This is a genomic window from uncultured Bradyrhizobium sp., from assembly GCF_936943645.1.
Taxonomy (GTDB): domain Bacteria; phylum Pseudomonadota; class Alphaproteobacteria; order Rhizobiales; family Xanthobacteraceae; genus Bradyrhizobium.
Map to the genome: position 1 here is coordinate 1 of NZ_CAKZJO010000067.1, position 19615 is coordinate 19615.

15 protein-coding genes are annotated in these 19615 nt (G+C 66.3%); 9 read left to right on the forward strand and 6 right to left on the reverse strand.

Going from position 1 to position 19615, the window contains the following annotated elements:
* The 3 genes from Q0743_RS19275 to Q0743_RS19285 all read left to right on the forward strand — a co-directional run.
* Positions 1-1573 (forward strand): tetratricopeptide repeat protein (locus tag Q0743_RS19275; RefSeq protein ID WP_298243083.1); only part of this gene is annotated, 1573 nt, incomplete at its 5' end.
* Between the two features lie 426 nt (positions 1574-1999).
* On the forward strand, positions 2000-2917 hold the full coding sequence (locus Q0743_RS19280) for a sulfite exporter TauE/SafE family protein (protein ID WP_298243084.1): 918 nt from the start codon (positions 2000-2002) through the stop codon (positions 2915-2917).
* On the forward strand, positions 2914-3684 hold the full coding sequence (locus Q0743_RS19285) for a TIGR02186 family protein (RefSeq protein WP_298243085.1): 771 nt from the start codon (positions 2914-2916) through the stop codon (positions 3682-3684). Before Q0743_RS19280 ends, Q0743_RS19285 begins: the two co-directional genes overlap by 4 nt.
* A 249-nt stretch (positions 3685-3933) precedes the next feature.
* On the opposite strand, the gene Q0743_RS19290 is transcribed toward Q0743_RS19285, so the two are convergent.
* Both Q0743_RS19290 and Q0743_RS19295 read right to left on the reverse strand, forming a co-directional pair.
* Positions 3934-4707: an MBL fold metallo-hydrolase gene (locus Q0743_RS19290; RefSeq protein WP_298243086.1), complete on the reverse strand. Its 774-nt coding sequence runs from the start codon at positions 4705-4707 to the stop codon at positions 3934-3936.
* Between the two features lie 13 nt (positions 4708-4720).
* On the reverse strand, positions 4721-5632 hold the full coding sequence (locus Q0743_RS19295) for a DMT family transporter (protein WP_298243087.1): 912 nt from the start codon (positions 5630-5632) through the stop codon (positions 4721-4723).
* 96 nt (positions 5633-5728) lie between these two features.
* Here Q0743_RS19295 and Q0743_RS19300 point away from each other — a divergent pair, with 96 nt between their 5' ends.
* A complete protein-coding gene (locus tag Q0743_RS19300; protein ID WP_298243088.1) occupies positions 5729-6592 on the forward strand; it encodes a LysR family transcriptional regulator in 864 nt (287 codons plus the stop codon).
* Positions 6593-6649: 57 nt separating this feature from the next.
* On the opposite strand, the gene Q0743_RS19305 is transcribed toward Q0743_RS19300, so the two are convergent.
* Entirely contained in the window at positions 6650-6895 is a 246-nt protein-coding gene (locus Q0743_RS19305; protein ID WP_298243089.1) for a hypothetical protein, read from the reverse strand.
* 205 nt (positions 6896-7100) lie between these two features.
* Here Q0743_RS19305 and Q0743_RS19310 point away from each other — a divergent pair, with 205 nt between their 5' ends.
* Positions 7101-9617 (forward strand): glycogen/starch/alpha-glucan phosphorylase, encoded by a 2517-nt coding sequence (locus tag Q0743_RS19310; protein WP_298243090.1) that lies wholly within the window; start codon positions 7101-7103, stop codon positions 9615-9617.
* 97 nt (positions 9618-9714) lie between these two features.
* Positions 9715-10530: a thioesterase family protein gene (locus tag Q0743_RS19315; RefSeq protein WP_298243091.1), complete on the forward strand. Its 816-nt coding sequence runs from the start codon at positions 9715-9717 to the stop codon at positions 10528-10530.
* 261 nt (positions 10531-10791) lie between these two features.
* Here Q0743_RS19315 and Q0743_RS19320 read toward each other — a convergent pair whose 3' ends face one another.
* From Q0743_RS19320 to Q0743_RS19330, 3 genes are all read right to left on the reverse strand, one after another.
* Positions 10792-12408, reverse strand: a complete 1617-nt coding sequence (locus Q0743_RS19320) for a phosphoenolpyruvate carboxykinase (RefSeq protein ID WP_298243092.1) — start codon at positions 12406-12408, stop codon at positions 10792-10794.
* 287 nt (positions 12409-12695) lie between these two features.
* Positions 12696-15290 carry a CHAT domain-containing tetratricopeptide repeat protein gene (locus tag Q0743_RS19325; RefSeq protein ID WP_298243093.1) on the reverse strand — a complete coding sequence of 865 codons (2595 nt, stop codon included), beginning with the start codon at positions 15288-15290 and terminating at the stop codon, positions 12696-12698.
* 77 nt (positions 15291-15367) lie between these two features.
* Complete coding sequence (locus tag Q0743_RS19330) at positions 15368-16102, reverse strand: DUF2470 domain-containing protein (RefSeq protein ID WP_298243094.1); 735 nt, start codon at positions 16100-16102, stop codon at positions 15368-15370.
* A gap of 241 nt (positions 16103-16343) precedes the next feature.
* On the opposite strand from Q0743_RS19330, the gene Q0743_RS19335 reads away from it, so the two are divergent.
* The 3 genes from Q0743_RS19335 to Q0743_RS19345 all read left to right on the forward strand — a co-directional run bounded on the left by Q0743_RS19335 (position 16344) and on the right by Q0743_RS19345 (position 19590).
* Positions 16344-17045 carry a response regulator transcription factor gene (locus Q0743_RS19335; RefSeq protein WP_008542552.1) on the forward strand — a complete coding sequence of 234 codons (702 nt, stop codon included), beginning with the start codon at positions 16344-16346 and terminating at the stop codon, positions 17043-17045.
* Between the two features lie 197 nt (positions 17046-17242).
* Positions 17243-19039, forward strand: a complete 1797-nt coding sequence (locus Q0743_RS19340; protein ID WP_298243095.1) for a sensor histidine kinase — start codon at positions 17243-17245, stop codon at positions 19037-19039.
* On the forward strand, positions 19036-19590 hold the full coding sequence (locus tag Q0743_RS19345; RefSeq protein ID WP_298243096.1) for an HPr kinase/phosphorylase: 555 nt from the start codon (positions 19036-19038) through the stop codon (positions 19588-19590). The genes Q0743_RS19340 and Q0743_RS19345 overlap by 4 nt, the downstream gene beginning before the upstream one ends.
* The last annotated feature ends 25 nt before the right edge of the window (positions 19591-19615 follow it).

Genomic DNA, 19615 nt, shown 5'->3' on the forward strand with positions numbered 1-19615 from the left:
GCCGCCACCGCCCGAGGCTCCGCCCGCCGATGTGCCGCTCGACGCCGCTCCGGTGCCGCCGGTCGAGGCCGCACCGCCGCCGGTGCCGTCGGCTCCGCAAGCCGCACCGCCCTTGCCGCCGCGCGCGATCAGCGAAATCCTGGAGCCGCACACGGCCCGTGCGGCGCTCGCGCCGGAATTGCCGCCGGATCATCCGCTCGAGCCCGGCACGCGGCCGGGCGCGCGCATGGCGACGCCCTCGGAGCGCATCGCCGCCTCCGAGAACGCGATCAGCGAAATTCCCGCCGCGCCGAAAGAGCCGGTGTCGTCGTCGAGCTTCATCGCGGCCGCCCGCCGTGCCGCCCAGGCCGCCGCTGCGCAGCCGGAAAAGCCGGCCCGCGGTGCCAAGGGTGCAAAGGCCAGTGCCGATCGCGCCAAGGACAAGGGCAAGGACGGCGGTTCGACCCTCACCTCGAAGATCCGCTCGCTGCTGGTCGGCGCGAGCGTGGTCGTGATCGTGCTCGGCACCTTCAAGATGGCGATGAACCTGCTCGAGGGCAGCCCGCCGCCGGCGCCGCAGGCCATGGACAACACGATGAGCCAGCCCGCGCCGCAGGCTCCGCCGCCACCGCCGGTGATCGAGAACAAGCCCGCCACGCCCGAGCAGGTCACGCCGTCGATGACCTCGCCGACGCCGATCGGCCGGCAATCCCAGAACAATGCCGCGCCAGCCGCGCCCGCCCCGGCGAGCTCAGCCTCGGTTGAAATTCCGCCGGCGCCGGCCGCAGCGGTGCCGCCGCCTGCCGCGAGCAGCGACATCACGGGTGCACTGTCCGGCACGAGCCGCGCCAAGCTCAGCCTCATCCAGGTGCCGCCGAGCGAGAAGCTACCTGACGGCATCGGCGGCCCGGGCCTGCGCACCGCCGCGATGAAGGGCGATGCGACCGCGGCCTATGAGATCGGCGTGCGCTTTGCCGAAGGCAAGGGCGTTGCCACGAACTACGATGAAGCCGCGAAATGGTACGACCGCGCCGCGCAGGCCGGCGTGATCCCCGCCACCTTCCGCCTCGGCACGCTCTATGAAAAGGGCCTTGGCGTGAAGAAGGACGCCGACATCGCCCGCCGCTACTACACCCAGGCCGCCGAGCGCGGCAACGCCAAGGCGATGCACAATCTCGCGGTGCTCGATGCCGACGGCGGCGGACGCGGCGCCAACTACAAGAGCGCGGCGCAGTGGTTCCGGAAAGCCGCCGATCGCGGCGTCGCCGACAGCCAGTTCAACCTCGGCATCCTCTATGCCCGCGGCATCGGCGTCGAGCAGAACCTCGCCGAATCCTACAAATGGTTCAGCCTGGCAGCCGCCCAGGGTGATGCGGATGCCGCCGGCAAACGCGACGACGTCGCCAAGCGCCTCGACCCGCAATCGCTCGCCGCCGCCAAGCTCGCGATCCAGACCTTCAGCGCCGAGCCGCAGCCCGACGATGCCGTCAACGTCGCCGCCCCGAACGGCGGCTGGGACAGCGCACCGCAGGCAAGCGCCAAGCCCGCGCCGAAGCCGGTCGCGGCGAAGAAGTCCGCGTCCGCGGCGCATTAAGCTTTAGATCCGACCAAACGGGCCGCGGGCTTGCTTTGCCTCTCCCGCTTGCGGGAGAGGCCGACGCGCTCGCAGAGCGCGGCGGGTGAGGGCTCTCTCCACGCTGGGATTTGCTCCGCAATCTCCGACAATCCCGACGCGGAGATACCCCCACCCCAGCCCTCCCCCGCAAGCGGGAGAGGGAGCTAACTACCGATGCCGCGGCATCGTGCGCGCCTTATGCGATCGCCCCCCGCAAGCGGGGGAGGGAGCGCACATTCGTCGTGGCGACGATCGCGGATCTGACGCTCAAGCCCATTCACCACGCCCGAAATTCCGGGTCCCGCTCGCCTCCGAATTCCGCTATTGAGGGGCGCGGCAATCGTTCCGACCGTCCGGCGGGCATTGCGCGATAGTCGATCCGTCTCGCCGGAGCGTGGTCCTTCGATGCAGCTCTACCTTCCGATCGCCGATCTTCCCGTCAACGTCTTCCTGGTGCTGGCGATGGGCGCGGCCGTCGGCTTCGTCTCGGGCATGTTCGGGATCGGCGGCGGCTTCCTGATGACGCCGCTCTTGATCTTCATCGGCATCACGCCGGCGGTCGCGGTGGCCTCGGTGGCGAGCCACATCGCGGCCTCCTCCTTCTCCGGTGCACTGTCTTATTGGCGGCGGCGCGCGATCGATCCATCGCTGGCGAGCGTGTTGTTATGCGGCGGCGTCACCGGCACGGCGCTCGGCGTCTGGACCTTCACCCAGCTCCGTGCGCTCGGCCAGCTCGATCTGATGATCGCGCTCTCCTACGTCGTGCTGCTGACCACCGTGGGCAGCCTGATGTTCTCCGAAGGCCTGCGCGCCCTGATGCGGACCCGGCGCGGTGCGGTGCCGCCGCGGCGCACCCACAACTGGATCCACGGCCTGCCGCTGAAGATGCGCTTCAAGCGCTCGAAGATCTACCTGTCGGTGATCCCCGTGGTGGTCGTCGGCATCGTGATCGGCTTCATCGGCGCCATCATGGGCATTGGCGGCGGCTTCATCCTGGTGCCGATCATGATCTATCTGCTGCGGGTGCCGACCTCGACGGTGATCGGGACCTCGATGGTGCTGACGCTGGTCACGATGCTGTTCGCGACCATGCTGCACGCGGTGACCAACCATCTCGTCGACGCCGTGCTGGCTTTGATCCTGATGGTCGGCGGCGTCACCGGCGCGCAGTTCGGGGCACGTGCCGGCCAGAAGATCCGCGGCGAGCAGCTGCGCCTGCTGCTCGGGCTTCTGATCCTCTCGGTCGGAATCCGCTTCGCGATCGAGCTTGTGATCCAACCCTCGGATCTCTTCACCATCCGCGAGCTGGGGGTGAGCGGATGAGACGCGCTGCACTCGCACTCCTGTTCGTCCTGCTGCTCGGCCCGGCCGCGCGCGCCGAGAAGCTGATCGTGTCGGTCTCCAACCACCGCGTCACGGTGACGCCGAACTATTCGGGCGAAGAGCTGGTCCTGTTCGGCTCCGTCGAGAAGGACGCCACCACGCCCGCCGACCGCAAAGCCTATGATCTCGTCGTCACCGTGATGGGCCCGCGCGCCGACATGGTGACGCGGCGGAAGGAACGCACCTTCGGCATCTGGATCAACACCGACTATCGCCAGTTCCTGCAAGTGCCGAGCTATCTGGCGCTGTTCGCCAACCGTCCCTTCGAGGCCATCACCTCGCCCGAGATCGCACGGCGGCAGCAGATCGGGCTCAACAACGTGCTGCTGACGCAGCGGGTCAGCGGCGATTTTGCCGACGTGGTGCCGAACGACGCTTTTCGGTCCGCGTTCATTCGCTTGCGCACCCAGCGCGGACTCTATCGCGAGGATGGCAGCGCCGTGACGTTCCTGACGCCGACGCTGTTCCGCACCGGCATTCCGCTGCCGGCGGAGGTGCCGATCGGCACCTATGACGTCGAGATCAAGCTGTTCGCGAACGGCGCCTTCATCGGCAAGACCGAGACCGCGTTCGAGATCGTCAAGGTCGGCTTCGAGCAGTTCGTCGCGACGACGGCGCGGCAGAACGGCCTGATCTACGGCCTCGCCACCGCCGCGATGGCGCTGATGACGGGCTGGATGGCGTCGATCGTGTTCAGGAAGGATTGACGACATCGTCAGTGCAATGAGGACGGTTGCGTTTATCGCGCTCCTTCCTCTCGTGTCCCGGACGCGTCGCAACGCTCTTGGCGTTGCGGCGCAGAGCCGGGACCCAGAAAGCCACGGAATGCGGAGGCATGGGCCCCGGCTCAGCAGCGCACCGCACCGGACGATGCTTCGCATCGCCGGGGGCGCTGCGCTGCGTCCGGGGCACGAGGCCTGCGTTCGTGCAACGCCGTCAGAACGGCGAAGTGACGGCTACGGCGCCTCCACCACCGTCGGCACGCCGGGCTCCAGCAGACGCAGCCGCGTTCCGAAACCGAGCACGTCGAACGCCTTGCGCAGATCCTCGCTGTTCTGGCGGAAATGCGCCCAGCCTTCGGTATGCACCGGCACGATCGTGGCGTCGGGGAAGGCGCGTGCGGTCTCGATGGTGTCGTTGGTGTCCATGGTGAGATGGAACGGCCCGCGCGTCTGCGCCGCGCCTGCGAACGGCAGCACCACGCCGCATTTGAAGCGGCGCGCGACTTCGGCGACGCCGTCGAACCAGGTGGTGTCGCCGCTGACATAGACCGCGCTGGTGTCCTTGCGGCTCGACTGCACGACGAAGCCGATGACGTCGCCCGACAGCGGCTCGATTCCGGCCGGGCCGTGACGCGCCGGCGTTGCGGTGATGGTCAGCATGTTGCCGTCGCCGTCCTTGAGGTGCGCGGTCGCCCAGGGCGCGAGGCCTTCGACATGGCCGCCGAGGCGCTTGGCGCCCGCCTCCGTCGTCAGCACGCGCTTGACCTTGTGGAGAAAGTTGCGGCCGGAATTGTCGAGATTGTCCGAATGCTGGTCGTGGCTGAGCAGCACGGCGTCGACCGGGCCGATCGCATCGGGCTTCAATGCGGGGCCGATGGTCTTCTCCAGCGTCACATGCGGCAGCTGATAGGCGCCGGGCGCATCGAAGGTGGGATCGGTGAGCAGGCGGAAGCCGTCGATCTCGATCAGCGCCGTCGGGCCGCCGATCAGGGTGATGGCAATGGGCATGACAATTCTCCTCTTACACGACGGGCTTTGCGGGGCGCGTCACCAGGTAGATGCCGAGCGCAACCGGGATGATGCCGAGCAGGTCACGCGCCTCGACGTGCTCGCCGAGGACGAGATACGCGAACAGCATGCCGAGCGGCGGCATCAGGAAATGATAGGCGCTGGCGGCGGTCGCGCCGCACACTTTCAGGAGATGGAACCAGAGCCAGTAGGCCAGGATCGAGCCGCCCAGCACGAGGAACGCAAAGGCGCCGATCAGGCTGGGCGTGAAATCGATCGCATGGATATCGGCGAAGGTGAGCGCGACCGGCGCGAGCACGATGCCGGCGGCGAGGTTTTGCACCCCGTTGCCGATCCACAGGCTCCCCTTTGGTGCGAGCAGTTTGAACAGAATGGTGCCGGCGACGATCGAAGCGAGCGAGGCCAGCGTGAAGAGGATGCCGTGCAGGGAATCGGTGCCGACCGCCAGGCGATGCCAGACGATCGCGGTCACGCCGATGACGCCGAGCAGGAGGCCGCCGGCCTTGCGCCAGGTCATGCCTTCGCCAAGCAGCAGCGCGGCGAGCGCCGCCGTGAACACCGGATTGGCCGATACGATCAGGCCGCCGAGGCCGGCGGAGACCGATTGCAGCCCGGTGTAGCCGAGGCCGAGATAGAGCGCGTTGTTGGCGATGCCGAGCACGGCGAAAACAGCGGCATCGCGCCAGGACAGCGACCAGGCCTCGCCGCGAATCAGCGTGGCGCCGAGGATCAGGACCCCGGCGAGCGAGAAGCGCGCGGCGAGCAGGATCAGCGGCGGGCAATGGGTGACGCCGATCTTGCCGGCGACGAAGGCGTAGCTCCAGAGCAGGCAGAACAGGCCGATCGCGAGCGGCAAGGTGTTGAAGCGGCTGCGGGGAATTGAAATCGAGGGGGCGAGGGACATGAATGATCTCCTGGGCCCTCGATCTAGGGACGCGCCTTGTCATTTGGAAATTAAATGATTAACTGCGCATAAGTGGATTTTCGAATGGAGGCGGCCATGCTCGATCTCGAGCTGCTGCGCAGCTTCGTCTCGGTGGTCGAGGCCGGCGGCTTCACCCGCGCCGGTGAACGCGTCCACCGCACGCAGTCGACCGTCAGCCAGCAGATCAAGCGGCTGGAGGACGACATCGGCCAGGTGCTGCTGCATCGCGACGGCAAGACCGTGCGCCCGACCGAAGCCGGCGAGCGGCTGCTGTCCTATGCGCGCCGGCTGCTCTCGCTCGCCGAGGAGGCGCGCGACGTGCTGCGCCAGCCCGGCGGCGAAGGCGCGATCCGGCTCGGTATCCCCGAGGATTTCGCGGCGTACCGGCTGACCAAATTGCTGGGCGCGTTCTCGCGCTCGCATCCCGGCCTGCGGCTCGACGTGCGCGCCGACCAGAGCAAGCACCTCGCCCGCGATCTCGAGCGCGGCGAGCTCGACCTTGCGCTCTTCAAGCGCGAGGCCGGGGCCAACGGCGCGATCGCGGTGTGGCCGGAGCGGGTGCACTGGGTCACCAGCAAGAGCCATCCCATCGACGTCAGCGTCGCTTCGGTGCCGTTGATCGGCTTTCCGCTCGGCTGCATCTATCGCGCCGGGGCCATCCATGCGCTGGAAAGCGCCGGCCGCGCCTGGCACACCGCCTACACCTCGTCGAGTCTCGCCGGCATCCAGGCCGCGGTCGCGGCCGGCATGGGGCTGAGCATCCTGTCGGAGATGGCCATCCAGTCCGATCACCGCGTGCTGACGGCAAAGGACGGCTTTGCGCCGATCAACAGGACCGAGGTCGCGTTGATGGCCGCGCCGGATGCGAGCCCGGCGACGCTGCGGCTTGCGGATCGTCTCGCCGAGTTTTGCGATGCAGTGCAGGCCAAGGCAGCGTGAAGGCAGCGTGAAGGCAGCGTGAAGGCGGCTTGAATCCTCAGCGCCGCCGCCCGCGCCTCAATTCACCGCGGACATCAGCCTGGTGCCGCACGCATTCGCATAGAACTTGCCGCCGCATTGGCGCTTGATGGCGGCGCAGCGGGACGCGGGCGAGGCATTCTGCGGAACGGTGAAGCCGCAGCTCAGGCCGTCGGCGCTGCGACCGGGTTTGCCGGCGGCGAATGCGGCACTGGAGGCGCTGATGCAGACGACGAGCAGGGCCGCCGCGGCGATTTCGATCAGCACGCGCTTCAGCAGTTTCATGGGAATGTTCCTCCACACTGATGGCTGAATCTGTCCGCAATCTAGCACCGAATCCCGGTTTCTCCGTGCTCGTCCGGGTTCCCAAAGCGGCCCGTTCCTTGCATAAATTTACGCCAGCGCAGTGCACGGCCGCACCAGTGACAGTTCCGGTGCAGGGGCAGGACGCGTAGGGTGAGTGGTGTTCTTTCGACAGGAAGTGACGGCTTTGCAAGATCAATCGTTCCAGCCCAATTTTCCCGCCCCCACGCCGCCGATCGACGAGCTCGCGCTGGCTGAGATCAAGGGCGCGATCCTGGCGAAGCTGCGACTTGCCATCGGCAAGGATGCGGGCATGGCGACAAAGCACGACTGGTACCAGGCCGCGGCGCTGGCGCTGCGCGACCGCATCGTGCATCGCTGGCTCACCGCCGAGAAGCACAGCTACGACGCGGGACGCAAGCGCGTCTATTATCTCTCGCTCGAATTCCTGATCGGCCGCCTGTTCAGCGACGCGCTCAACAACATGGGCCTGTTGAAGATCTTCGAGGTCGCGCTCGGCGATCTCGGCGTCTCGCTGCCGGAGCTGCGCAAATGCGAGCCGGACGCAGCCCTCGGCAATGGCGGCCTCGGGCGGCTTGCCGCCTGCTTCATGGAGAGCATGGCGACGCTGTCGATCCCCGCGATCGGCTACGGCATCCGCTACGATTACGGCCTGTTCCGCCAGATCATCAATCAGGGCTGGCAGCAGGAATATCCAGACGAATGGCTGAGCTTCGGCAATCCCTGGGAATTGCAGCGGCCCGAGGTGATCTACGACATCAATTTCGGCGGCGGCGTCGAGCATGTCGACGACAAGGGCCGCGACCGCGCGATCTGGCATCCGGCCGAGACCGTGCAGGCGATCGCCTATGACACGCCGATCGTCGGCTGGCGCGGCCAGCACGTCAACGCGCTGCGGCTGTGGTCGGCGCGCTCGCCCGACCCGCTCAAGCTCGACGCCTTCAACCGGGGCGACTATGTCAGCGCCAGCGCCGAGCAGTCGCGCGCGGAAGCGATCTGCAAATTCCTCTATCCCAACGACGAGAGCCCGGCGGGCCGCGAATTACGGCTGCGCCAGGAATATTTCTTCGTGTCGGCCTCGCTGCAGGATCTGATCAAGCGGCACCTCGCCTCCGACGGCCAGTTGCGCAGCCTGTCGTCCAAGGTCGCGGTGCAGCTCAACGACACCCATCCGAGCCTTGCCGTCACCGAGCTGATGCGCATCCTCGTCGACCTCCACAATTTCCGCTGGGACGAGGCCTGGAAGATCACGGTCGCCACCCTCTCCTACACCAACCACACGCTGCTGCCCGAGGCGCTGGAGACCTGGCCGGTCGAGCTGTTCGAGCGGCTGCTGCCGCGACATCTGGAGATCATCTACCGCATCAACGTGCAGCATCTGGCTCTCGCGGAAGCGCGCTGCCCCGGCGACATCGACTTCCGGGCCTCGGTTTCGCTGATCGACGAGAAGAGCGGGCGCCGCGTGCGCATGGGCCAGCTCGCCTTCGTCGGCTCGCACCGCATCAACGGCGTCTCGGGCATGCATTCGGACCTGATGCGCGAGACCGTGTTCCACGACCTCAACCATCTCTATCCCGGCCGCATCACCAACAAGACCAACGGCATCACCTTCCGCCGCTGGTTGATGCTGGCGAACCCGAAGCTGACCGACCTGCTGCGCGAGACCTGCGGCGAGGCCGTGCTCGACGATCCCTCGCAGCTGTCGCTGATCGAGGCGCGGGCCAGCGACGTCGAATTCCAGAAGAAGTTCCGCAGCGTCAAGCTGCACAACAAGAACGCGCTGGCACGGCTGATCGGCGAGCGGCTCGGCATCAAGGTCGACCCGACCGCGCTGTTCGACGTGCAGATCAAGCGCATCCACGAATACAAGCGCCAGCTGCTCAACGTCATCGAGACGGTCGCGCTGTATCAGGCGATCAAGGACGATCCCAACGGCAATTGGGTGCCGCGGGTGAAGATCTTCGCCGGCAAGGCGGCGGCGAGCTATCGCTACGCCAAGCTGATCATCAAGCTGATCAACGACGTCGCGGAGGTCGTCAACAACGACGCTGCGATCGGCGGCAAGCTCAAGGTCGTGTTCCTGCCCGACTACAATGTCAGCCTCGCCGAGGTGATCATTCCCGCGGCCGACCTCTCCGAGCAGATCTCCACCGCGGGCATGGAGGCTTCCGGCACCGGCAACATGAAGCTGGCGCTCAACGGCGCCATCACCATCGGCACGCTCGACGGCGCCAATATCGAGATCCGCGACCATGTCGGCGCGGAGAACATCGCGATCTTCGGCATGGAGGCCGGCGACGTGATGATCCGCCGCAAGCAGGGGCTCGACGCCTCCGACGTGATCCGCAATTCGCCGAAGCTGCAGCGCGCCATCAACGCGATCGGTAGCGGCGAGTTCTCCCCGGGTGATCCCGGCCGCTTCGAATCGATCTCGCACGCGCTGCGCTATCTCGACCATTACATGGTCAGCGCCGATTTCGATTCCTATTACGAGGCGCAGCGCGCGGTCGACGCACGCTGGCAGGTGACGCCGGCCTGGACCCGCGCCTCCATCCTCAACGTCGCGCGCATGGCCTGGTTCTCCTCGGACCGCACCATCCGCGAATATGCCGAGGAGATCTGGAACGTGCCGGTCAACCCGACCACGCCGCTGCTGCCGAACGTCCGCGACGCCACCGGCTGATTTTTCCGCGGCGTGGAAGCGCGGCTACCCCAGAGGTAATTGCACAAACCGGCGCCGGACGTGATATGACGTCCGTCATTGAAAGCCGGATCAAACAATGCACGCCAAGCTCCCGCACCCCTTCGACGACGCCACCCGCATCACCGCGGGCGACTCGAGCTGGCAGGGGCACACCAGCGACGATTACTGGGCCTTCGTCGGCCCGTTCGGCGGCGCCACGGCCGCGACGATCTTGCGTGCGCTGATCGAGCATCCGCAAGCCGCCGGCGATCCGCTGGCGCTGACCGTCAATTACTGCGCGCCGATCGCCAAGGGCCCGTTCGATCTCGACCTGCGGCTGGTGAAGGCCAACCGCTCCAGCCAGCACTGGAGCGTCGAGCTCAGCCAGGGCGGCGGCGAGGTCGCAACGCTCGCCACCGCCGTGTTCGCCGAGCGGCGGCCGTCCTGGGAGCACCGGGTGGCGCAATATCCTGAAGCCAAGCCGTACGAAGAGACGCTGCCGTTCCCGAAGATCAAGGCGTCCTGGGCCAACCAGTACGAATTCCGCTTCGTCGAGGGCGAGATGCGGATCGGCCCGCCGCAGGCCGAGCTCGCCAGCACCTATTCGAAGATCTGGATCAGCGACCGCACGCCGCGCAAGCTCGACATGCTGTCGCTGATGTCGATGTCGGACGCCTTCTTCGGCCGCATCTTCCACGCGCGGCGCGAGCTGGTGCCGTTCGGCACGGTGTCGCTGACGACCTATTTCCACACCGACAGCGACGAGCTCGCGGCGGAAGACATCACGCGCGTGCTGGCGACGGCGGATTCGAAGATCATGCACAAGAGCTACGCCGACCAGAACGCCGAGCTGTGGTCGCCGAACGGCCGCCTGCTCGCGACGACGACGCAGATCGCGTATTTCAAGGCGTAGCCCCGCTCGTCGTCCCGGACAAGCACAGCGAAGCGGAGCGCAGATCCGGGACCCATAGCCACAGGGAGTGGTTTGACGAAGATTCGGAGTTGCCTTTTCTTCGCCGGTACGCGCTCTGCACTCTCTCGATGGATCACGCGGTATGGGTCCCTGCGTTCGCAGGGACGACACCGAGTGTGTGGTTGCGCCGGAGATCACAAGAACCGATAAACAAAAAAGGGCGGCCTCGCGGCCGCCCTTTTGCATTTCAAGCGACAGCGCTTACTCCGCCGCGAGCTTCACGTCCGGCGCGGCGGCGCGCACGTCGGCGTCGACCTGGGCTTCGAACTTGGCAAAGTTCTTCTGGAACATGCCGACCAGCGCGCGGGCGGTCTTGTCGAACTCGTCCTTGTCCTTCCAGGTGTTCACCGGGTTCAGGATCTCGGCCGGCACGCCCGGCAATGCGGTCGGGACCGCGAAGCCGAAATACTTGTCGGTGCGGAATTCGACGTTGCGAAGCGAGCCGTCGAGCGCGGCGGTGAGCAGCGCACGCGTCACCTTGATCGGCATGCGGGAACCTGTGCCGTACTTGCCGCCGGTCCAGCCGGTGTTGACCAGCCAGCAATCGACATTGTGCTGGGCAATGAGGTCACGCAGCATGTTGCCGTAGACGGATGGATCGAGCGGCAGGAAGGGCGAGCCGAAGCAGGTCGAGAATTCCGGCTGCGGCTCGTTGCCGAGACCGCGCTCGGTGCCCGCGACCTTGGCGGTGTAGCCGGACAGGAAGTGATACATCGCCTGCGCCGGCGAGAGTTTTGCGATCGGCGGCAGCACGCCGAAGGCGTCGGCGGCGAGCATCACCACGTTCTTCGGCTGCGGCGCGCGGCCGGTGCGCGAGGCGTTCGGGATGAAGTCGAGCGGATAGGCCGAACGCGTATTCTCGGTCTTGGAGCCGTCGTCGAAATCGACGATGCGGGTGTCCTCGTCGAGCACGCAGTTCTCGAGCACGGCGCCGAAGCGGGTCGAGGCCGCGAAGATCTCGGGCTCGGCTTCCTGCGACAGCTTGATGCACTTGGCGTAGCAGCCGCCTTCGAAGTTGAAGACGCCGTTCGGGCCCCAGCCGTGCTCGTCGTCGCCGATCAGCGTGCGGTTCGGATCGGCCGACAGCGTGGTCTTGCCGGTGCCGGAGAGGCCGAAGAAGATCGCGGTGTCGCCCTTGGCGCCGACATTGGCCGAGCAGTGCATCGGCATCACGCCGCGCTCGGGCAGATAGTAGTTGAGCGTGGTGAAGACCGACTTCTTCATCTCGCCGGCGTAGTAGGAGCCGCCGATCAGCACGATCTTGCGGGCGAAATCGATCGCAACGACGTTCTCCGAGCGGCAGCCGTGGCGCTTGGGATCGGCGCGGAAGCTCGGCATGTCGATGATGGTGAGCTCCGGCACGAAGGTCGACAGCTCGATCGCCTCGGGGCGGATCAGCAGCGTGCGGATGAACAGCGAGTGCCAGGCGAGCTCGGTGAAGACGCGCGTCTTGATCCGGTAAGCGGGATCGGCACCGCCGTAGAGATCCTGCGCGAACAGCTTCTTGCCTTCGGCGTGCTTGAGGAAGTCCTGATACAGCGTCTCGAACTGCTCTGCGGTGATCGACTGGTTGCCGGCCCACCACATCTTCTTGTCGGTGGTGGCGTCGCGTACCGTGAACTTGTCCTTCGGGCTGCGCCCGGTGAACTCGCCGGTGTCGGCGCAGAGAGCGCCGTCAGCAGAGAGCACCGCCTCGCCCGCCGCGAGCGAGTATTGATAGAGCTGCGGCGCACCGAGGTTCCAGTGAACCTGCTTGAGATTCTTTAAGCCGAATTTGTCGGCGCCGAAGGCACCGTTGCGCACGCCCGTCTCTTGCACGAAAAAGTCCTCCTAGAACCCGCGACATCCAGCGCGACCAAGTTTGGCCGCCATCGCAGTCACCGTGATTAATGGGCCATTCGGCCTCGGCTGAACGACCTAATACTGATGAACGCTGGCGTTGCCAAGCTGATCCCGCAGGATTTGGTTTATTCAAGGACCGCGCCAAACGTCGCGCATGTCAGCCTTGAACGAACGCGACGAGAAAACGCAAATGATCGCGCAACCAAATGCGCGTTTGCGCGTTAGATCGGGTTATTGCGACGCACAATCCCCGCGGTGTCGTGTTATCTTACCTCGCCTTCGCCGATCAGTGCGAACGGCCCCCACATCGCAGGGTAGGCGTTGCGCGGCGACGAGGCGTCGTCGACAAAAGTTAACATCGCGCGGCGCAGGGCTTCGGCACGCCCGATCCCCGGTTCGTTCTTGAGCAAATCGAAAGTCGATGTGGTCAAGCGGGTGGCGGCTTCCGAATCCACCGCCCAGTGCGAGACCAGAAGCGCGCGGGCACCTGCGTAGAAGAACGAGCGCGCCAATCCCGACAGCGCCTCGGCGCCGGGCTTGTCACCGGCGATGGTGTTGCAGGCAGACAGCACCACCCAATCGGCGTTGAGCTTGAGCTGAGCCACCTCGCTCGCGGTCAGAAGACCGTCATCGAGCTCCGACGGCTGATCGGGAATGGACAGCGCAAGCGAAGGCTCGCCCAGTCCCTTGACGTCGCCGGCCACGAGGCCGTGGGTGGCGAAGTAGATGATGTCGTATTGAGCAAGCGCTGCACGCTTCAGCGTCGTTTCGCTGGCATCGCGTCCCAGATGGATGTCGGCTTCAGCCGCGCCGACGTCCCTCGCCACGGCGTTCAGTTCGTCCGCGGTGTCGGGAAGCTGCGGCAACGCCTGCGCCAGTCGCGCGCGATCGACGCCAGCGCCGCGCCAGAAGTCGGTATAGGCGATCGTCGCGATGCTGCGCGCGGCGACCTTGCCGCCTGCAGCGCGACGGTCGACAGGTCCTTCCGCGGCGGGATTGAAGACGGGATCGCCGAAGCCGGTCATCGGCTTGACGCCCTGATCCTTGCGGGCGAAGGCACGCAGCGATTTCAGGGAGATCACCGAGGGCAGCACCGAGACGGCCTGGCGCCGCAGCAGCCAGGCGGCGTTGCGATAGCCTTCGAGCCTGTCGGGAATCGCCGCCTGCGGCTTCTCCGTCACCAGGAGATGAAACGGCAGAGCCGTCAGCGCCGCCGACGGCACGACCAGCAAATTGCGCTTATCCCTGGTCAACGCCTCGACCGGGCCGAGCAGTGCGACATAGAGCTCGTTGGCGAGCGCAAGATCGAACAGGCCCGATTTGCCGGAAGCATCGCGCGCCTTGCCGACATCCAGCCCCTTGCGGAACGCCGTGACCTTCTGCGTCATCGCATCCGTGCCGAGCGGGATCTCCTTCCAGTCGGCCCCCTCGCGCGTGATTGCGACGACATAGCTCTGCTTGTCGACAACGGAATAGACCACCATCGCCTCGTCGGCCGACAGCAGCGGCTGGATGTCCTTCACTGCCAGCGGCAGCGGATTGGAGAGCGAGGCGTAGTCGGGAAACTCGAGCGTGAGGGTCTTCTGCAGGCCCGCGCGCTCGTTCGCGATCGCAGCGATCCGCGCGCGGCTGCGCTGCTCGGTTGCCGCATCGCGCTGCGCCGAGGGCTTCGACACCGCGGCGATAATCGCCTTGTCGAGCGCCTCGGACTCGGCGGCGAGATCCTGATCCCGGCGCACCAGTTCGGCGAGCCGGTCGCTGCCGGCCGCCAGCCGCACCGCGAGCTTGTTCACCGCGGAGGCGGCGGAGGATTGTGTGCCGCGCTGGATCGCGGCGAGCGCGTCGTCCAGCGCCTTGTCGCTCGGCAGGAGCGCCTGCTGGCGCGCAGCGAACAGGATCGGCAGCACGACGGGCAGTTGCGCGCGATTGCCGGCAAGCGTCCTTTGCGCGAGCGGCAAGGCGTCCGCGGTCCGGCCCGACACCTGAAGGAAATGGGCGAGATTGCTGGTCGAGGTCGCGACATCGGGATGGTCGGGTCCCAGCGCGCGCTCGCGGATGGCAAGCGCGCGGCGATAGAGCGGCTCGGCATCGGCATAGCGCTGCTCGTGCTCGTAGAGACCGGCGAGATTGTTGAGCGAGCGCGCCACGTCGGGATGATCGGCTCCCAGCACCTTTTCGCGGATCGCGAGCGAACGCTTGATCGGCGCCTCGGCCTCTGCGTCTCGGTTGAGGTCGCGATCGACCTGACCAATGTTGTTCAGGACGGTTGCGACCGCGGGATGCTCGGGGCCGCCAACCTTCTGGTAGATCGCAAGCGCCCGCTGAAACAGCGGCTCGGCCTCGGCCTGACGCTGCTGCTTGACGTAGTACGTGGCGAGGTTGTTCAGGGACTGGCCGACGTCGGGATGCTCGCGCGACAGCGCCTGCTCGCGGACGGCGAGCGCGCGCTTGAACAGCGACTCGGCCTCGGTGAAGCGGCTCTGACGCTGATAGAGCGCCGCAAGATTGTTCAGGAGAGGCGCGATTTCGACGCTGCCCTGACCGGTGCCCTTCTCCATCAGCGCAACGGCGCGCTTGTAGAGCGGCTCGGCCTGATCGTCGCGGCCCTGGTCGGCGTGGATCTGCGCGAGGTTGTTGAGCGCCGCGGCGAGGTCGCGGTTGTTGCTGGTCTTCTCGAGCCCGGCCACCATGGCCTGCGCCAGCGGCAGCGCCTCGGAATATTTGCCGGCGCTGCGGAGCGCATTGATGCGCGCGCTCTGCGCCGAGAGGTCGCCCTTCTGGGCAAGACCGGGCGCGGCAAACGACGTGGTGATCGCGAGCGCCAGACCCGCAGTCCATGCCAAACGACGACGCGTCATCAACCCTCTCGCTGTGAGCCTCAAGACCTACCGTCTTGGGTCGCAGCGATGGGGAGCGGCGTTCAACGCATTGCGCTTCAGTCCATCTTCGTGCGGGCTTCGCCGGCCAGGCGCACCAGCATCTTGCGGAGCGACGTGCCGTCGGTGACCCGTTCCGGGAAGTCCAGCCGCAGCACGGTCTGGCCGTCCTGCATGTCGAGACCTTCCGGATCGCAACCGGTGCAGCGCCAGTCGCCCACGGGCGCGCCCAGGAGCCTGGTCGCGTAGAGGCCCATGGTCTCGCGATGGTCGGCATTCATGTGCGCGACCGCGCCCTCCTCCGCCGCCAACAGTTCCTCGGCGCCGGCAAGATCCGTGAGGAACCGCTCGGGCTTGAGGTCGACGATTCGACCGAAGCCGGCCACCAGATGGGTTCCCGTGGGACGAATTCGGAAGAAAGAGAAATCCTTAAAGGAAACAAAGTCTTCCGCCGACGGATGGGCATTGAGATACCGCCGCTGGAGCAGCTCCTTGTCGGTATCGGCCTGCTCCGCCCGGCCCGACAGCATGATCCGGGCCCCTTCCAGCGGATCGCCCGCCGCCCGCTCATCCAGCATCAGGGAGACCCGGCTGTCCGCCAGGATGTTCTTCGTGTGCACGGCGAGGCCGGAGATCAGCAGAATCGGCGAGCCGTCGGGGTGGCTGGCCAGATTGACCAGGGAACAATAGGGATCGCCGCTGCCGGTCATGAGGGTTGCGAGCGCCCCCTGTCGCGATCGCCGCAGCAGGGATTTGGCGAGCTTTCCGGGGTCGAAATCAGGGGTCGGTTGCATCGGCTTTCTCGGCTCAGGTGGTTGCAAGGGGGGCCTTTTTTCGGGTAAACGGGGGCCCGGTTATGGGTCGACATGCGGCGAATCTGCCGTGTTTCGTGGAACTTGGTCACACTTCAGCCCAGCTTGCATTGCTCGGTGACAAGGTTCGAACGCCGACATCGGCACCCATGTATGCGGCGCATCAGTGGATTGCTCGCCGTTTCAAGCCACGACCCAAACGGAAAGCAGAAAGCAGAGGCTCATGCCCACAATCGCTTTGGTCGACGACGACCGCAACATTCTCACATCCGTCTCGATCGCGCTGGAAGCCGAAGGCTACCGCATCATGACTTACACCGACGGCGCCTCCGCGCTTGACGGTTTCCGCACCACCCAGCCCGATCTCGCCATCCTCGACATCAAGATGCCGCGCATGGACGGCATGGAGACGCTTCGTCGCCTCAGGCAGAAGTCCGACCTGCCGGTGATCTTCCTGACCTCCAAGGACGAGGAGATCGACGAGCTGTTCGGCCTCAAGATGGGCGCCGACGATTTCATCCGCAAACCGTTCTCGCAGCGCCTTTTGGTCGAGCGCGTCAAGGCCGTGCTGCGCCGCTCGGCGCCGAAGGACCCGACCGTCGCGCCGAAGGAGAACGACGCCAAGGCGCTCGACCGCGGCCTTTTGCGCATGGATCCGGAACGGCATACCTGCACCTGGAAGAACGAGCCGGTGACGCTGACCGTCACCGAATTCCTGATCCTGCAGGCGCTGGCGACCCGCCCAGGCGTGGTGAAGAGCCGCAACGCGCTGATGGACGCCGCCTATGACGACCAGGTCTATGTCGACGACCGCACCATCGACAGCCACATCAAGCGGCTGCGCAAGAAGTTCAAGGTGGTCGACAACGAGTTCGAGATGATCGAGACGCTCTATGGCGTCGGCTACCGCTTCAAGGAAGCCTGAGGCTCGCGCAGCCTCACTGAGAACATCGTCGGTTCTGATGCCGTCGGGACCGGGATCGCTCCAAAGCGCGACGAGATCGTCGCGCTTTGGGTTATCGTTTAGGCATGATCTTTTCGGAAAACCGCTACACACTTTTCCGGATCATGCTCTAGGATGCGGGGACCTTCTCGCAAGCTGTCCTAACGCGGGCGTAAGCATTGCTTGACCGAACGCAGCCTGATCCAAACCAGAGCGCCGAGGATGTCGCATCCGGCGGCATTCCTGAGCAATTTGCCGAAGACAAGCCGCAGGGCTTCCGGCCGCTGAACTGGCTGAAGCGCGCCGGGCAGTTCTTCTTCGCACTGTCGTTCTCGAGCCTGACCCGCCGCATCGTCTCGCTCAACCTCGCCGGCCTCGTCGCGCTGGTCGCCAGCATCCTCTATCTCTCGCAATTCCGCGCCGGCCTGATCGACGCGCGGGCGCAGAGCCTGCTGGTGCAGGCCGAGATCATCGCCGGCGCGATCGCGGCCTCCGCCACGGTGCAGACCAACGCCATCACCATCGACCCCGACCGGCTGCTCGACCTCAAGCCGGGCGAGACCTATGGCGGCCCGGACGAATATTCGCCGCTGGATTTCCCGATCAATCCGGAGCGCGTCGCGCCGGTGCTGCGCACGCTGATCTCGCCGACCAAGACCCGCGCCCGCATCTACGATCCCAACGGCAGCCTGCTGGTCGACAGCCGCAACCTCGAAAACGTGCTGCGCTACAATCTGCCGCCGCCGGCCGACAAGCCCGGCATCGTCGAGCGCGGCATGGTCGCGGTGCGCACCTGGCTGAACCGCGGCGACCTGCCGCTCTATCGCGAGCTCGGCCCCGAGAACGGCAACGGCTATGCGGAGGTGGCCGACGCGCTCCAGGGCCAGAAGCGCTCGATGGTGCGGGTCAATGCGCGCGGCGAGGTGATCGTCTCGGTCGCGGTCCCCGTGCTGCGCTCGCGCGCCATCCGCGGCGCCCTGATGCTGTCGACGCAAGGCGACGACATCGACCAGATGGTCACCGCCGAACGCCTCGCCATCCTCAAGGTCGGCGGCGTCGCGGCCGCCGTCATGATCATGCTGTCGCTGCTGCTCGCGAGCACGATCGCAGGCCCCGTGCGCCGGCTCGCCGACAGCGCCGAGCGCGTCCGCCGCCGCATCAAGGCCCGTATCGAAATTCCCGATTTCACCCGCCGCCGCGACGAGATCGGCCATCTCTCCGGCGCGCTGCGCGACATGACGAGCGCGCTCTACAGCCGCATCGAGGCGATCGAGATGTTCGCCGCCGACGTCGCGCATGAGCTGAAGAACCCGCTGACCTCGCTGCGCTCGGCGGTCGAGACGCTGCCGCTGGCGCGCAACGAGACCAGCCGCGCGCGCCTGCTGGAGGTGATCGAGCACGACGTCAAGCGGCTCGACCGCCTGATCTCCGACATCTCCGACGCCAGCCGTCTCGATGCCGAATTGCAGCGCCAGGATGCGATCCCGGTCGATCTGCGCCGGCTGCTGACGACGCTGGTCTCGGTCGCCAACGAAACAAAGCTCGGCCACGATGTCGCGGTCGAGACGCGCTTCGAGGGCCGCAGCGCGAATGACACCTTCGCCGTGAGCGGCCACGATTCACGGCTTGGACAGGTCGTCTCCAACCTGCTCTCCAACGCGCAATCGTTCTCCGAACGCGGCAGCAAGGTGCGCCTGACCTGCCGCCGCGTCCGCAGCGAGATCGAGATCGTGGTCGACGATGACGGCCCGGGCATCCGCGACGATGCGCTGGAGCGCATCTTTGAGCGCTTCTACACCGATCGTCCGCATCAGGGCTTCGGCCAGAACTCCGGCCTCGGCCTGTCGATCTCCAAGCAGATCGTCGACGCGCATGGCGGACGGATCTGGGCCGAGAACCGCGCAGGCCCGCCGGACGACGAGGGCGTTCCGACCGTCACCGGCGCGCGCTTCGTGGTGAGGCTGCCGGCGCTATGACCCAAGGTAGCTTGAACGACGGCAGCTCGAGCGAAGGCGGGCCGAGCGTTCACGCCTCCGCGGTCAAGGTCGGGCATCTGGCCGTGCTGATCCGCGGGCCCTCCGGCTCCGGGAAGTCGCGCCTTGCCTTTGATTTGATCATGGCGGGCCGCGCTGGGGTGATCGAAAGGGCCGTTCTGGTCGGGGACGACCGTGTCCATCTGGCGACAGTCGGCGGTGAAATTGAGGTCCGCCCCGCGCCGCGCCTGGCCGGTCTGATCGAGATCCGGGGCCTCGGGATTCGCCGCTGCGACTTCGAAGGCCATGCGACCGTCGGTCTCGTGGTCGATCTGGACGCCGCGGACGCGGAGCGCCTGCCGCCGGCCGACGCCCTGAAAACCAGCATTTCCGGTGTCGAAATACCGCGAATTCCCGTTGCCCGCGACACTTCGCCCCTCCCGCTGGTTGTCGCGGCCTTGACCACTACCAAGAGTTCATCTTCCGTTAACCCTTCCGGCGATTGTTTGAAGGGAAATGGTAACCATATGAACCCCACTATCGCGACCGAATAGACCGGCGCAGCTCCCCTCATCCATC